14 protein-coding genes, 1 riboswitch and 1 other annotated feature are annotated in these 15,614 nt (G+C 48.1%); of the genes, 5 read left to right on the forward strand and 9 right to left on the reverse strand.

Translation table 11 applies throughout. From position 1 onward, the window contains the following. The first annotated feature begins 145 nt into the window (after positions 1–145). Both KNP62_RS11545 and murB read left to right on the forward strand, forming a co-directional pair. The gene (locus KNP62_RS11545; protein WP_214785613.1) at positions 146–796 is read left to right on the forward strand and encodes a diacylglycerol/polyprenol kinase family protein; all 651 of its coding nucleotides are present in this window, start codon (positions 146–148) and stop codon (positions 794–796) included. 152 nt (positions 797–948) lie between these two features. After that, entirely contained in the window at positions 949–1,869 is a 921-nt protein-coding gene (gene murB / locus KNP62_RS11550; RefSeq protein ID WP_214747007.1) for a UDP-N-acetylmuramate dehydrogenase, read from the forward strand. An 87-nt stretch (positions 1,870–1,956) separates the two neighbouring features. Here the strand turns inward: murB and ald are convergent, their stop codons facing one another. From ald to trhO, 4 genes are all read right to left on the reverse strand, one after another. Beyond that, a complete protein-coding gene (gene ald / locus KNP62_RS11555; protein WP_214785614.1) occupies positions 1,957–3,087 on the reverse strand; it encodes an alanine dehydrogenase in 1,131 nt (376 codons plus the stop codon). A gap of 132 nt (positions 3,088–3,219) precedes the next feature. Continuing rightward, the gene (locus tag KNP62_RS11560; protein WP_214785615.1) at positions 3,220–4,443 is read right to left on the reverse strand and encodes a PucR family transcriptional regulator; all 1,224 of its coding nucleotides are present in this window, start codon (positions 4,441–4,443) and stop codon (positions 3,220–3,222) included. A gap of 91 nt (positions 4,444–4,534) precedes the next feature. Beyond that, positions 4,535–4,960, reverse strand: coding sequence for a divergent PAP2 family protein (locus KNP62_RS11565; RefSeq protein WP_214695945.1), 426 nt, complete (start codon positions 4,958–4,960; stop codon positions 4,535–4,537). Between the two features lie 117 nt (positions 4,961–5,077). Continuing rightward, positions 5,078–6,019 (reverse strand): oxygen-dependent tRNA uridine(34) hydroxylase TrhO, encoded by a 942-nt coding sequence (trhO, locus tag KNP62_RS11570; RefSeq protein WP_214785616.1) that lies wholly within the window; start codon positions 6,017–6,019, stop codon positions 5,078–5,080. Between the two features lie 227 nt (positions 6,020–6,246). Between trhO and KNP62_RS11575 the strand changes: the two genes are divergently transcribed. After that, positions 6,247–6,891 (forward strand): TVP38/TMEM64 family protein, encoded by a 645-nt coding sequence (locus KNP62_RS11575; protein ID WP_214785617.1) that lies wholly within the window; start codon positions 6,247–6,249, stop codon positions 6,889–6,891. An 18-nt stretch (positions 6,892–6,909) separates the two neighbouring features. Here KNP62_RS11575 and KNP62_RS11580 read toward each other — a convergent pair whose 3' ends face one another. Together KNP62_RS11580 and KNP62_RS11585 are read right to left on the reverse strand one after the other, a co-directional pair. Beyond that, the gene (locus tag KNP62_RS11580) at positions 6,910–8,193 is read right to left on the reverse strand and encodes a Na+/H+ antiporter NhaC family protein (RefSeq protein WP_214785618.1); all 1,284 of its coding nucleotides are present in this window, start codon (positions 8,191–8,193) and stop codon (positions 6,910–6,912) included. A 69-nt stretch (positions 8,194–8,262) separates the two neighbouring features. Then, positions 8,263–8,358, reverse strand: a riboswitch (SAM riboswitch). 98 nt (positions 8,359–8,456) lie between these two features. Continuing rightward, positions 8,457–10,136: a GGDEF domain-containing protein gene (locus KNP62_RS11585; RefSeq protein ID WP_214785619.1), complete on the reverse strand. Its 1,680-nt coding sequence runs from the start codon at positions 10,134–10,136 to the stop codon at positions 8,457–8,459. A 154-nt stretch (positions 10,137–10,290) separates the two neighbouring features. Next, positions 10,291–10,502: a binding site (T-box leader), on the forward strand. A 58-nt stretch (positions 10,503–10,560) separates the two neighbouring features. Here KNP62_RS11585 and argS point away from each other — a divergent pair. Beyond that, the gene (gene argS / locus KNP62_RS11590) at positions 10,561–12,243 is read left to right on the forward strand and encodes an arginine--tRNA ligase (protein WP_214785620.1); all 1,683 of its coding nucleotides are present in this window, start codon (positions 10,561–10,563) and stop codon (positions 12,241–12,243) included. 44 nt (positions 12,244–12,287) lie between these two features. Here the strand turns inward: argS and KNP62_RS11595 are convergent, their stop codons facing one another. After that, positions 12,288–12,866 (reverse strand): metallophosphoesterase family protein, encoded by a 579-nt coding sequence (locus KNP62_RS11595; RefSeq protein ID WP_214695957.1) that lies wholly within the window; start codon positions 12,864–12,866, stop codon positions 12,288–12,290. Further along, positions 12,863–13,354, reverse strand: a complete 492-nt coding sequence (locus KNP62_RS11600; protein ID WP_015880519.1) for a YajQ family cyclic di-GMP-binding protein — start codon at positions 13,352–13,354, stop codon at positions 12,863–12,865. Before KNP62_RS11600 ends, KNP62_RS11595 begins: the two co-directional genes overlap by 4 nt. 68 nt (positions 13,355–13,422) lie before the next feature. Here KNP62_RS11600 and pulA point away from each other — a divergent pair, with 68 nt between their 5' ends. Then, positions 13,423–15,420: a type I pullulanase gene (pulA, locus tag KNP62_RS11605; RefSeq protein WP_214785621.1), complete on the forward strand. Its 1,998-nt coding sequence runs from the start codon at positions 13,423–13,425 to the stop codon at positions 15,418–15,420. A 14-nt stretch (positions 15,421–15,434) separates the two neighbouring features. On the opposite strand, the gene KNP62_RS11610 is transcribed toward pulA, so the two are convergent. After that, positions 15,435–15,599, reverse strand: a complete 165-nt coding sequence (locus tag KNP62_RS11610) for a YycC family protein (RefSeq protein WP_074034904.1) — start codon at positions 15,597–15,599, stop codon at positions 15,435–15,437. Between the last annotated feature and the right edge of the window lie 15 nt (positions 15,600–15,614).

Raw genomic sequence — 15,614 nt, forward strand, 5'->3', positions numbered from 1 at the left:
ACCCTTTCTATCACCAACATCGTACGTTGGCTATACAGTCATTTGACCTCATTCTACCAAATGTTTGAAAAGTAAGCTAGGATGGGCACTGATTAAGGTATAATGACGGTATTATACACATCCTATACATAGAGGTGGTCAAGCAATGAATGAATGGATTAGTTCGATTCTTTCCATCGTGATTGTCCTTGTATTTCTCGTCGGTCTCGAACAAGTTGGAAAGCGTCTTGGGTGGACAGACGAAACGATTCGAAAAAGTGTACATATCGCAGTCGGACATTGGTCGCTACTAGCGGTCTGGTTAATGGATTCCTGGTACGTCGCGGCAGTTCCGCTCATCTTCTTCACGTTCGCGAACGCGGTCTTATTATATAAAAGTCCATCACCGGTACATCAGACGGAACGAAAGTCTTTCGGAACGGTCTATTATCCAATCGCTTTACTCATCATTTTATACTTCTTCTTTGAGTCAGAACCGATTGCATTTTTAGCGGGATCACTCGTCCTCGCCTGGGGGGATGGAATGGCTGCATTGATTGGACGGAAGTATGGGACAATCATCTATGATTTGTACGGTCAAAAGCGTTCCTTCCAAGGAAGCGTCGCCATGTTCTTAAGCTCGTATGCGGTCTTATTTTTATTGTTTTTGTGGAATGATGTCGTCATGTGGCAAGTGGTAACATATGGATTTATCATTTCCATCATCGCCACACTAACTGAAGCGATTTCATACCGAGATTGGGATAACTTTACAATTCCGATTGTAGTGGCTGTAGCGACATCGCTATTGTTATAAACTAATCATGACATTGTAAGAAAAACGTTGCTTGTCACGTCCGACAATCATTTGTATACTGTGTTTCGTACTGAAACCATTCAGTGACGTGCTCGGTACGAAGAAGATGTGATCGAGACACTTAAATAGAACGTAAAGGATTGAGTGAACGCATGAGCTTTTTACAGCAACTCCAGAGTATTATTCCGGCCGAGCGCGTCCTTCAAGACGAGCCGCTGTCGGCACACACGTATACAAAACTAGGCGGGAAAGCAGATTACTTCGTAGCCCCACACACGTACGAAGAAGTCCAAGCCGTCTTAGAACTAGCCCATCAGGAAGCAATGCCGTTCATGATCCTCGGGTTCGGTTCAAACTTGATTGTTCGCGACGGGGGAATTCGCGGAGTCGTTTTAAACTTGAATGAACTGAATACGATTCGTCGTGAAGAGAACCAACTCGTAGCGCAGGCTGGGGCAGCGATTATCGATGTCTCACGTCAAGCGCTTGCGGAAGGCTTATCCGGTCTTGAGTTCGCTTGTGGTATCCCTGGAACGGTCGGTGGCGCCGTCTATATGAACGCGGGTGCATATGGGGGAGAAACGAAAGACGTTATCACGTCTGCGACAGTATTGACGTCGGACGGACAAGTACTTCATTTGTCAAAAGACGAATTAGAACTCGACTATCGCACGAGCCGTGTATCAAAAGAAGGGTTCATCGTGTTAGAAGCGACGTTCGAGCTCGAACCGAAAAACTACGAATTGATCAAAGAAGTCATGGACGATTTGACGTATAAACGTGAGTCGAAGCAACCGCTCGAATATCCTTCGTGCGGAAGTGTCTTCAAACGTCCTCCAGGCTACTTTGCCGGCAAGTTGATTCAAGACTCTGGTCTTCAGGGCAAACGAATCGGAGGAGCTGAAGTATCGCTCAAGCATGCCGGATTCATCGTCAACATCGCGGAGGCGACAGCGACAGAATACATTTCGCTGATCCGTCACGTGCAAGCGACCGTTAAAGAGAAGTTCGAAGTGGAATTAGAACCAGAAGTGAAAATCATCGGGGAAGATATCGCTGTCGAAAACGCATAATGAGAAGAAGGGACTGAGCGATTATGTTCAGTCCCTTCTTTTTTGTACGAAAAAGACGACGAGAATGGGCATCTCGTCGTCTTTCACTCACGCTTGTGTTTGTTTTGAAACTGCCTCATAGGCAGGGACGAACGGATACTCTAAATCACGAGCGACCGCTTCGTATGTGACCGTCCCGTTGATGACGTTTAAGCCTTTAAGAAGGGCATCATTTGCGAGGAGTGCCGGGAACACACCTTTTTGTGCACATTCGATAATGTATGGCATCGTTGCGTTCGTAAGCCCCATTGTCGATGTGCGTGGCACGGCACCTGGCATGTTGGCGACGGCGTAATGTTGCACACCGTAACGTTCATACGTTGGTGCATCATGCGTTGTGATATGATCGATTGTCTCACAAATTCCACCTTGGTCAATGGCGACGTCAACGATGACCGATCCTGGTGACATGCGTTGTACCATTTCTTCAGTGACAAGTTTCGGTGCTTTTGCCCCAGGAATCAAAACGGCACCGATGACGAGATCACTCTCAGCTACTTGTTTGGCGATGTTGTATTTGTTCGAGATTAACGTGTTGATTGTGTTTCCGAACAAGTCGTCGATTTGACGAAGACGAGCCGGGCTAATGTCCATCAAGGTAACACTCGCACCGAGACCAATGGCGATACGCGCTGCATTCGTTCCGACGACACCGCCTCCGATGACCGTGACGTTCGCACGAGGTACGCCTGGGAGACCTGACATGAGGATTCCTTTTCCACCGTGCGGTTTTTCGAGAATTTGTGCCCCGATTTGAGCAGCCATCCGACCTGCGACTTCACTCATCGGTGTGAGAAGCGGTAACGTCCGGTCGACTTCTACCGTCTCATACGCGATGGCAGTGATACCTGAATCGACGAGTGCTTTCGTTAATTCTGGTTCTGCCGCTAAGTGTAAATATGTGAAGAGCGTCAAATCAGGACGGAAGTATTGATATTCAGACGGTTGAGGCTCTTTTACTTTGAGCGCAAGCTCGACGCCTTCCCATACTTCTTTCGCCGTTTCAACGATTGTTGCACCGGCATCGATATATTCCATATTCGTGAAACCACTGCCGAGACCGGCATTCGTTTCGACGAAGACGTCATGTCCGAGTTCCGTTAACATAAATGCACCCATTGGTGTCAAAGCCACCCGATTTTCATTGTTTTTAATCTCTTTTAATACCCCGATTTTCATGGAACATTCCCCTTTCATTCCGTTGACACAAATTGTTCACACCCCTAGTATAGACCCATTCGAAAACGCTGTCTTTATCATGGATTCTAAAAACGAAGACGCTCACTTTGTGAAAAAACACAAAGCGAACGTCTAGTCTTCTAATCGATATTGACCGGCTTTAATCGCCAAATAAATCATGGACCGTTCTGGTAAGGAAACTTGCGTGATATTCGTCAACTCTTCGATGCGTCGAATCCGATACAAGACGGTATTTGGATGGATATGAAGGTGGGCGGCGACCCGCTTTACGTTCCCATCGAAATAAAAATACCATTCGAGCGTCTTCACGAGTTCGGTCTGATGGGATGAGTCATAGTGTTGCAACCGTTCGACGGTCGGATGGGTTTCCAGTCGAAGTCCAATGCGACGTGCCAGTTCAGGGACGAGTTGATAAATCCCGATCTGTTCGAAGGCGCGAGAAGTCGCGAGCTCAAGAGGGAACTTACGACGAAGTGTTGTGACACGTCGTGCTTCTTCCGCTGCGGCGTACAGCATGTCACTTTCGAAAAAACGCCGACTGATTCCGAGTCGTGGCTCAGATTCAGTGAACTTGTCTTGAAGCAACTGCTCGAACCGTTCCGCCCAAGCGAGCAATTTCACTTCTTCATCGGAAAGTTCGGATTTCATATAATGCCAGACGAGTAATTGCTGTCCATCGATGGCATGTAAGACCACTTCGATCGCTTCTTGGGTCGCGAGCACATAATGCAGACGTTCAGCGAGTTGCGGGGTGATCGGTTGAGCGCATTCAATAATCGTCAATCGACTGGCGACGGCGATGGGCGCGAGTTCGTTCAATCGTTCGCGATTGGCATCGGAAAGTGTCGGGGAAGCGAGTACATCTAACAAGAAACGCTCGAGCTCTGCGCTAATGCGTCGTTCGTGCATCGCGATGGTCATGAGCAACTTCTTGGCAATGGTCGCTCCTTCTTGCAAGATGGCTAATTCTTGAGTGGTGAATGGGTTCGTTCGAGCCAAGCTCCAAATATAACCGAGTACTTCGTCATGTTGTTTAATCACGATAGCCGCACGTTCGCCGAGCCCGACAGCGAGCCGTGCCGGAATGACGACAGGCTCATCTTGGTCGATGACTTCTCGTAAAATCCCACTTTCCCATAAGTCTTCAATGACGGCTTCCGGAACACGACGACCGATGATTGTAGCGATCCTGGCCGGGTCGGTCGAATCGGGATGGGTGCTATACGCCAGTAACTGGTGGTGGCGATTTTCAATCGTAATGGGTGCTCGAATCGCTTGACCGATTGCTTCGGCGAGTGTATCGAGAGACTCATAAGATTTCTGCAAAAAAGGCATGTCGATTCCTCCTCTCTCTGAGTATAACTTCTTCTTTGTGAAACTTCACAAAAAGAATTGAGAGTGTGAGAAATGACATACCTTTAGTGGATTACATCGGGAAAAACAATCCGACAACGAGACCGAGTAACGCCCCGACGATGACTTGGAACGGCGTGTGCCCGACAAGTTCATTTAATAGTGGAGTCTCGTGTTTAATCCCTTTGAAATAATCGTTCAATAGTCGGGCCTGAAAACCGACTGCTTGACGGACGCCGGTTGCATCGTACATGACGATGGTGGCGAAGACGACAGCGAGAGCGAACATACTCGAGTCGATGCCCTCCATCCGTCCGATTGCCGTAGCGAGTGCGACGACCGTGGACGAGTGGGAACTCGGCATGCCGCCTGAAGCGAACATGATTTCAATTTCAAAATCCCTTGTTTTAATAAGTTCGGTTACGAGCTTGGCCGCTTGGGCGATAAACCAAGCAAGAATCGCAGCGAGTAAAGGTTCGTTAAACATGCATCTATTCACTTCCTGTCTGACATAGTAACTTCACTATACCCGAAAGCGGGGCAGACTAGACGTTAAGATTTCGTCAAAAAAAGTGTCACAGACGGCTTGTCCATGACACCTTTTGGTCGATTTTTGTTACCCGACTACTCCTTCAGTTTCCTGAAGTTTCTCTGCAATGTTGTCGATGATATAACGGTTGCGTGGGTGTTCTTGACACTCTTTCGAGCATGAACGCATTTGTTTCGGTTCACACTCTTCACAACAGAAATGTTGCACATTGCACTCCGGGTTTGCACAATTAACGTAACGAACCGTCTCGGTTCCACAGTGCATACAGTGTGAAACAACAGTCGGGTTCACGGAGTTAACAGGAACGTTGATGCGTTCGTCAAAGACATAGAGCTCGCCTTCCCAGTCCTCTCCTTTTGTCGCTTCGTCTTTTCCATACATCGCGACGCCACCTTTTAAGTGGAAGATGTTGTCGTGACCTTGGTCACGCATATATGCTGTAAATTTCTCGCAACGGACGCCACCAGTACAGTAAGTGAGAAGTGTTTTCCCTTCGTAGAGGTCCTTGTTCTCTTCGAGCCATTCTGGCATGTAACGTGAAGCCTCTACATCGATTTTGATCGCGTTTTTAAAGTGACCAAGTTCGTACTCGTAGTTGTTACGAACATCGAGGATGACGACATCATCACGATTCATCATCTCTTTCCATTCTGCTGGTTCGAGGTATGCACCGTGTTGTTTCGGTACATCAAACTCACCATCAAAGCGCCACGTCACGAGCTCTTTCTTGTGACGGACAAAAATTTTCTTGAACGCATGCTCTTCGACTTCATCGATTTTGAACTCGATATCGCTGAAGAGTGGGTTTGCCTTCAAGTCGTTCATGTATTGCTCAGTTTGTTCCCAAGTACCAGAGCACGTCCCGTTGATTCCTTCGGAGGAAATCAAGATGCGTCCTTTGATGCCGAGGTCTTTACAATACTTCAAATGTTCTTGCGTGAGTGTTTCTGGGTCTTCGATGTTGACGTACTTATAGTACAGCAAGACCCGCATTGGTTTTGTTTCCATGTTGTGTTGCTCCCCTGTGTTCAGTTTTTTGCAGGAAAACGAACGTTGGGTTGTGTCGTTCGACGAATAGACTTGCCTGCAACCACAAGTCCATTATTATATGATAAATATCACGACGAATTTTCGCAAATGGTTTTTAATTTTTTTGACGAATGCAGGGAGATGCGTCTTGCAAATCGAATTCGGGTAATAGAGTAGTAGTAACGAAAGTTGAAGGTGGAACGACTATGCTCACTTCTCTCCAACAGTACATCATCCAATTAATCGAATGGCTTCAAAGTTTGCCTGGCGGTCCTTGGGCCGGACTTGGCGCTCCATTTTTAGAAGCGATCTTTCCGTTTTTGCCACTCGTTTTAATCATTTCAGCGAATGCGGCAACATATGGTTTTTTGTTAGGGGTCCTTTTATCATGGATCGGGAACTTACTCGGAACGATTGTCGTCTTCGCGGCGGTCCGATATGTGTTTCGTAAACCGATGACGCGTTGGCTCGAAAAACATAAAGCGGCGGTCTATTGGTTAGAACGAATCAACCATATGAGTCCGATCTCACTCGGGTTCTTGTATTCACTCCCGTTCATCCCGGTCAGTTTGATCACCTATTTGCTGGCGCTCATTCAGATGCCGCTCCGTACGTTCATTTTGGCGGCGGGATTTGGGAAACTACTCGTCGTCGTCATTTTCTCGGTCATCGGGGATCAATGGGAAGAATTTATCCAAAGCCCGTTTCGTTTATCGATGCTCGGTCTGCTTTTGGTCGCGTTGTGGGCCATCAGTCGAGGACTAGAAGAAGTGCTCAAACGACGTGCTTTCAAAAAACGCAACGAGCAATTGAAACAAGAGATGGTCACTAAACGACAAACACCCCTTTGAATAAAGAGGTGTTTTCGCTTAAGACTGCTTTTTAAAACGCGGGAAATTGAATGCGATGGCAATCCCTCCGCAGATAAAGAGGAGGAACGGATAAAACATGAACGGGACGAGGTCAGGCGAAGCGGTCTTCGTCAACTCTGCGGCGATGAGGAGTTGCGCTCCATATGGAAGAATCCCTTGTACACCACATGAGAAGATATCGAGTACACTTGCTGATTTCTTCCGTTCGATATCATATTCGTCCGCAATGTTCGCGGCGAGTGGTCCGGCTACGAGAATGGAAATCGTATTGTTCGCCGTCGCCACGTTCGTCGCACTGACGAGACCAGCGATACTCCACTCGGCACCGGCACGTTTTTGAATCCGTGACGTCAGCGCATCACGCAAATACGTGAGTCCACCGTTGTGCGAAATGAGTCCGACGAGGCCGCCCATGAGTAACGTCAAGAACGAGATTTCGGCCATACCGACCATACCATCGGCGATAGCGGTCACAAATGCTGTGACGGATAAGCTTCCGTCGAGAAGACCGATGATTCCGGTTAGCGTAATTCCGCCCAACAGGACGAGAATGACGTTCAGTCCCGTTAACGCCAGTCCGATGACCGCGAGATACGGAATCAGTTTATACCATTCGAATGCGGCGACATCGACCGTCGATTCACCGTTCGACAAGACGGCGAGTAAAATCGTCGTGATGATGGCAGCTGGTAGCACAATCCAGAAGTTCGTCCGGAACTTATCGCGCATGTTCGTCCGTTGTGTCCTTACGGCAGCAATGGTCGTATCCGAAATGAATGAAAGGTTGTCTCCGAACATGGCTCCGCCGACCACTGCCGCGGCTGCGATGGCGACGTTCACACCACTTTCCTCATGAATACCGAGGGCAATCGGCGCAAGTGCCGCAATCGTTCCGGTCGATGTACCCATTGCCATTGAAATGAAAGCAGCAATGACGAATAGTCCACTTAAGAGAAGCGATGGGGGTAAAAGCGTCAACGCCGCGTTGACCGTCGCGTCGATGGCACCGATTGATTCGGCTACCGTTGAAAAGGCACCGGCCAGTAAGAAAATAAAAATCATAATGATGATTCCCGGATTTCCGGCACCTTGCGCGATGCGCTCGACGGTTTGAGTGGCACTTCCTTTTGTCATGAATGCTGCAACCATCAATGCGATCATGGCTGCGACAAGGACTGGAAACTTATAAAAGTCCCCATAGTAGACACCCGCCCCGATGAAAAAGAGCAAGAAGACGAGTAACGGCAGAAGTGCCCACTTGTTTGCTGTTGGTTGTTCCAAAATAATCACCTCACTAAAAAATAAAAAGGACCTTTTTCTTGAGAAAAAGGTCCTTCGTGTGAAATACCCTTTTCATCTTTCGAGCAATACGCCCGCTGGATTTGGCACAGGTTCTCCGCTGCCGAGACTTCATAGGGCCAGTCCCTCCGTCTCTCTCGATAAAAAGTTAAGTTATCCTATTATCAAACACGTTCCCTAACGTACCTGTTTCAAATCCCGTTGTCAACCTAAAAACTCCCCAATTCGATGTGAGAAAGGGGAGTTTACGTCGTTAAATTGTTGAAGTGCGCCACACGGTTACGTCCTGCATATTTTCCACCAACATACAGGGCACGGTCCGCGTTTCGAATCGTATCATCGAGACGCTTGTTCCCGAACGCTTCGATTGTATCGACCCCGATAGACGCGGTGACAGAAATCTCATGGTGGTCGACAAGAAACGGTTTCGCTTCGATTTGATGGCGAATCCGCTCCGTGATTTCAATCGCTTGGTGCATATCACAATGATTGAGCAATAAAATAAATTCTTCGCCACCATAGCGTGCCGCAAAATCATCCGGGCGAAGCACCTGACGGATTCGTCGTCCGAACTCTTGTAAGACATGGTCCCCGACCTGATGACCATACGTATCGTTAATCTTTTTGAAAAAATCAATATCGAGCATGGCGACCGATATCGGATATACCGACATATCGGATATTTGTTGAATGCCATATTCATAAAATGCACGCGCATTAGCAAGAAGCGTTAAGCTGTCCGTCCGACTCTCGGTATAGAGGCGGTCCCGTTCGTGACAACGGCTAATGGTTCGGTTGAACGATTTTAACAATTTGATGATTTCGTGCTGAATAATCTTTGGATAACCGTATACAGGTTCTCCCGTCATGACAATCCATGTACGAATCTCTTCGATTTCCTCCGAACGAACAGAAACGAAGCTGTGGTAATCGTCGTGGAAAGCATCAGAAAGGGAAGTATCCCATTCAAAGCGCATTTCATAGTCGAGGACTTGCTCGATTGGCTGACTCATCTCAAGCAAGGTGAAGACGATGGGGCGATCGATGGGTTGTCGCGTCTTCAAATCAAAGTAGAGGGTGCGTTCAAACAATTTAAACTCGACATACCCTTCATCATAATGATTCAGCTGTTCGCATTGACTTAAAAATACTTCGATGGCTTGCGCCTCGCTCTGTGACAAGGAAACGGCCTCTTTCGCTTCATCGTATTGCTCAATCAAAGATTTGAATGCATCTTGTCGCTCTTTTTGAATGAGGAGACGTTTAATAAAGAATGTCAACGCAGCGGCGATGCTACTGACGACGAGTAAGTTGGTCTCTCGGAAAAACGCTGCCGCTAAGATGAAAATCAAACTGACGACGTACGTATAGAAGGCAATCTTCATAAAGTCGCTCAATGCGATGTCGACGCGGAACCACCATTTCACCTGATATTTTTGGAACACCGTGTTTAAAAAGATGGCAAGGAACAGTCCAGCAAGCGGCACGAACGAATCTTGCGAATAAAAGTCGAGACCGGTCTCCCCACCGAGGGCAAGATAAACCGCTGCTGGGATGACAATCTCTAAGTATGCCGTAATAGCATTCCACGGATACGTGAAGCGGAAGCGACGGATGGCGACTTTCGGTTTCAAATTGGCGAATTGAAAGACGAACAATCCGATTTGGTTGACGATGAGTGCTGTTTCAAATCCAAAGAATAAAAATAAAATTAAGACGATACTTTCAGAAAATGTGAAGTACACACCTTTGACTTCGATCGAGTCGAGTTGAAAAATGATGACAAGCAACGAAATTAAAATAAACGACAACGAATCGATTGTTGGGGCGTGTAGGATATCCAATGCAAATAATGCGATGGTGAAGATGAACAGGGCACTCCATATACTCCAACCGAGCACGGACATCTTACGAAAGTGGTTCATGTGTTCCCTCCTAGCATGGGACATTTCAAGATCTAATAGTAAAGATTCGTCACGATTTCGTGTGAGTCCTGCTTCTCTTCCATGATGCTTGAATTCTAGCATTGAGTATACACGGAATATCCTCTATAATGAAATTGCTTTTCAACCGCATAGACGAATGTCGATGAAAAAGAGAGTAACGATGGTTTAGTCAACAAAGCGACCTGGGGATTGGTGAGAGCCTAGGCTGACAAACGTCGCGAAACGCACTTTTGAGATGCTATCCGAAACGAGAGTAGGCATAGCCGGAGGGAACCGTTATCACCATAAAGCGGTCTGCGTCATGCAGGCAAGAAGAGTGGTACCGCGGGAATTCCCGTCTCTTTGCATCTATGCAAAGGGCGTTTTTTTTATGAGTTGTGATACGAAGAAGGAGGACATACAAATGAGTTATGAACGCAAGTACGCAGAAGCGTTATCACGTGTCATCGGAGACGAGCTCACGATTGACCAGATTGAAGCATTGATTGAGAAGCCAAAACACGAGGCGCACGGTGACCTCGCGTTCCCATGTTTCCAATTGGCGAAAGCCTACCGTAAGGCACCTGTCATGATCGCTACAGACATCGCGAATGACTTGAACGATGAACTGTTCACAAAAGTCGAGGCAGCAGGACCTTACGTCAACGTCTTCTTGAGCCGTGACGTCGTGTCACAAGAAATCATCAATACGGTGCTCGATGAAAAGTCAGAGTACGCGACATACGCAACGCGCAACGAAACGATTGTGACGGACTTCTCGTCACCAAACATTGCGAAGCCGTTCTCGATGGGTCACCTACGTTCGACGGTGATCGGGAATGCGATCAACCAAATCGCACGTAAAAACGGATATGACGTCGTCGGTGTCAACCACCTCGGTGACTGGGGCACTCAGTTTGGGAAATTGATGGTCGCCTACAAGAAGTGGGGCGATGAGGAAGCGGTACGCGCCAATCCAATCGCAGAACTCTTGAAATTATATGTTCATTTCCATGAAGAAGCGAAGACACAACTAGAACTTGAAGACGAAGGTCGCGCGTGGTTCAAGAAGCTTGAAGACGGCGATGCGGAAGCGACAGAGCTTTGGCAATGGTTCCGTGACGAGTCACTCAAGGAGTTCCAAAAAGTATACGACCTCCTCGGTGTGAAATTCGAGAGCTTCAATGGTGAGGCGTTCTACAATGATAAGATGGGACGCGTCGTCGAGATGCTCGAAGAAAAAAATCTCTTAGTCGAAAGTGAGGGCGCCATGGTCGTCTCGCTCGAGGAAGAGAACTTGCCACCATGCCTAATCAAGAAGAAAGATGGCGCGACATTGTACGCGACACGCGACTTGGCAGCAGCGATCTATCGCTACGAGACATACAACTTCGTGCAAGCAAACTATGTCGTCGGTGGCGAACAGGCGCTTCACTTCAAACAACTCTTCTCGGTTCTTCGTAAGCTCGGCTACGACTTCGTCGATGGCATGCATCACGTACCGTTCGGCTTGATCTTGCAAGAAGGGAAGAAGATGTCGACACGTAAAGGGCGCATCGTTCTTCTTGAGGAAGTGTTGAAAGAAGCGATTGAAAAAGCACAAGCGAACATCGCGCAGAAGAACCCAGACCTTGCGAACGCAGAAGACGTCGCACGCATGGTCGGTGTCGGAGCGGTCGTCTTCCACGACTTGAAGAACGAACGCATCAACAACATCGAATTCGATCTCGACAGCATGCTCAAGTTTGAAGGAGAGACAGGACCTTACGTCCAATACACGAATGCTCGTGCGAACTCACTCCTCCGTAAAGGGAACTACGATGGTTCACCGTTCACTGGTGCAGACGATGACTACTCATGGGGTGTCGTCACGATGCTCAACGCGTTCCCACACGTCATCACGCGTGCACATGAACGTCGCGAACCATCTATCATCAGCCGTTATGTACTTGACCTCGCGCAAGCGTTCAACAAGTATTACGGTCATGTCCGTGTCTTAGAAGAAGATGCAGGCAAACAATCGCGTCTCGCACTCGTGAAGGCAGTGACACTCGTATTGACGGAAGGACTCCGTTTACTCGGTGTCGAAGCTCCAGAAGAAATGTAAGACAGACGAAAGGACCTCAAAAAAATGAGGTCCTTTTCCTATGCTCACACTTTCATACGGGTCACCGTTCGGGCTTCCGTGTCATAGAGACACCATTCCCGATCGAAGATGACGGCACCGACGTTGATGACATATCGCTTTTTCTTCAAATGGAACGGGGTCCCGATTTCCCACGGCAGGGATATCCCTTTCCGATAAATCCCGGCAATATGACTATGTCCAATGAAAACGAGTGGATATTTCCCTTTCTCAACAATCGGTTCCCAGTCTTCGTTCCATTTGACTTGATGCCCATGTAAAAAGCGTGCTTCGCCAAGAGTCGTCTGTTCCGGCAATAAAGAAATCCGTGTTTTCACGGGATGGTCGATGACGAGTACCTCGTCGATTCGCTCCTCTTGATTACCGCGTAGACTTGGGAACGTCAACAATGCTTCATAGTTCGGGTCATACGTCACGACGTCTTCCACATGATGAAAGCGCTCGTGACGTCGTTTTTTCCCGATGTGGCATTCATATAGGTCGCCAAGACAGAGAATATGCTCGGTTTCCCGCCGGACGTCATCGAGAACCGCCTTCAAATCATCAAACGAACCGTGTGGGTCACTGATGATCGCGAGTTTCATCGGAAGTTCGTGAATTGGGCATCGACAGACAACTCGAGCTCACGAACGAGCTGCATGACAGCTTGAAGGTCGTCACGCGATTTTCCGGTCACCCGGATTTGATCGTCTTGAATTTGCGATTTGACTTTAAGTTTTGATTCTTTGATGGCGTTGTTGATTTTTTTCGCGTCATCTTTGTCGATGCCACTCTTCAATTTCACACGTTGACGAACCGTGCCGCCGAGTGCGTTCTCTACTTTTTGATAGTCGAGGTTTTTTGTCGGAACGCCGCGCTTGATCAACTTCGTGATTAAGACGTCTTTCAACTGCTCAAGTTTATAGTCGTCATCCGAGATAAGGACGAGGTCGCCGTTGTCGAGCGACATCTCACTTTTTGACCCTTTAAAGTCATAACGGTTCAAAATTTCCTTCTCCGCGATTTGGATTGCGTTTTTCACTTCTTCAAGATTCATTTCGGACACGATATCGAAAGAATTGTCTTTTGCCATGTTTCATCCATCCTTTGTGTGGTTTTGTTATAATGATAGCAGATTTGAAGCAGTGAAGGAGTGAAGAGATGGAACGTACAATGGATCAACACACACAAGCAGACTTAGATCACGTTGCCTATCACGGGAAAGACCTTGGGGTGACGTTTAAAGGGGAACAGATTCGACTACGTGTCTGGTCTCCGGTAGCGGAACAGATGTCGGTCAAGTTATATCGCACAGCCCGTGCCCGCAAGTTTGATCGACTCGAACTCGAACCGGCTGAGAAGGGGACGTGGGTCATTGAACTCGACCGCGCCTTGTTCGAAGGTCAATTTTATGTATTTGAAGCAATGATTGATGGGAAGAAAGTAGAATCACTCGATCCTTATGCAAAAGTCGTCGGAGTGAATGGGAAGCGTGGATGTCTGCTTGACCCGGCATCCTTGAACCCGGACCATTGGATCAAAGAACGTCCGCTATTCAATTCTTCACAAGAAGCGGTCATCTATGAAGCGCACGTACGTGATTTGACGAGTCATCCGGAGAGCGGGGCCACACATCGTGGGAAGTTCTTGGGGATGACCGAGACGGGAACGACGACCACGAGCGGTTACCCGACTGGACTCGATTACATCACATCGCTCGGTATCACACATCTTCAATTGATGCCATTCTTTGACTACGGGTCGGTGAACGAATCACGCGAGAGCGAAGATAACTATAACTGGGGATATGATCCGGTGCATTACTTTGCGGTCGAAGGATCATACGCCTCGTCAGCAGACGATCCGGCGACGCGAATCATTGAACTGAAAGCGATGATTCAAGCCCTCCACGATCGAGGCATCCGTGTCATCATGGACGTCGTCTTCAACCATACGTACGATGCGTTGACGACACCGCTCGGTCAATTCGTTCCTGATTATTACTATCGACTAAATGAGGACGGAACACTCGCAGACGGTTCGGCATGTGGGAATGACACGGCATCTGAACGCGCGATGATGCGTAAGCTCATGGTCGAGTGTGTCACATATTGGGCGAAGGAATTCATGATTGACGGATTCCGTTTCGACTTGATGGGATTACATGATGTGAAGACGATGAATCAAATTCGGAAGGCGCTTGATCGCGTCGACCCATCCATTCTGGTCATCGGAGAAGGTTGGGATTTAGATACGCCACTCCCGGTCCGTAAAAAAGCGAATCAACACAATGCGCATAAGATGCCACGAATCGCGCAATTTAATGATGGGATTCGAGACGGTGTCCGTGGAGACGTGTTCATCGAGGACTTACCAGGCTGGGTGAGCGGCAACACAGACATGACGGCTGACGTGAAACGAGGAATCGCTGGCGGGATTACGAGCCAAAGTTTTGCCGATGAACCGAACCAGGTCGTCAACTATGTCGAATGTCACGATAACTTGACGCTTTGGGACAAGTTGTCCGTGACGAATCCGGAAGATGATGAGACGACACGCCGTCGCCGTCATCGTTTGGCGACATCCATCGTACTTCTCGGACAAGGGATTCCGTTCCTCCATAGTGGGCAAGAGTTCTTCCGGACAAAGGATGGAGACGAGAACAGCTTTAACTCAGGTGAGGTCGTCAACCGTGTCGACTGGACACGTGCAGAACAAGAAGCGCCGAGTGTGGAATATGTGAAAGGTCTCTTGCGCCTGCGGAAACAGTATCCGCTCTTCCGACTCGAGAACACGGAACAGATTCGAAAACACTTACGTTTCTTCGATGAAGAAGAAGGCGTGATCGCATTCGAGTTGAGCCGCCACGTCGAAGGGTATGTAGAACGACATGTCGTGTATCATAACGCGTTAGAGGAAGCGGTCGAGATTAAACTTCCGTCCGGTAAGTTTGAAGTAAACGTGGAAGACCATACCGTCAATCTGACGGCGCCGCGTCAAATTGAAGACCGTCATCTGACAGTCGCACCACTATCGACACTCGTGGTGACGGAGCGTCGTCCGGACTACAGCAAATACGCTGTTGCCGGAGGTGCTGCACTCGCCGTGCTCGGTGGTCTCTGGTACGTATCGAAAAAACGAAAACGTAAAGAACAGTAACCAAAAAGGAGACGTTAATCCGTCTCCTTTGGTGTGTCTTCCTCTGTTTGAGATGCCTCGAGTTGCATCATTTTTTGAACGAGAATATGCTTTGGCATATGCATCAATTCTTCGAGCGGGACGTTCAACTTTTTCGCAAGCTCAACCGCGGTCTCTGGTGATAATTGTAATGGGCGCATCGGTATACTCCTTTC

It is taken from the genome of Exiguobacterium sp. s183 (genome assembly GCF_018617655.1).
GTDB lineage: Bacteria > Bacillota > Bacilli > Exiguobacteriales > Exiguobacteriaceae > Exiguobacterium > Exiguobacterium aestuarii_A.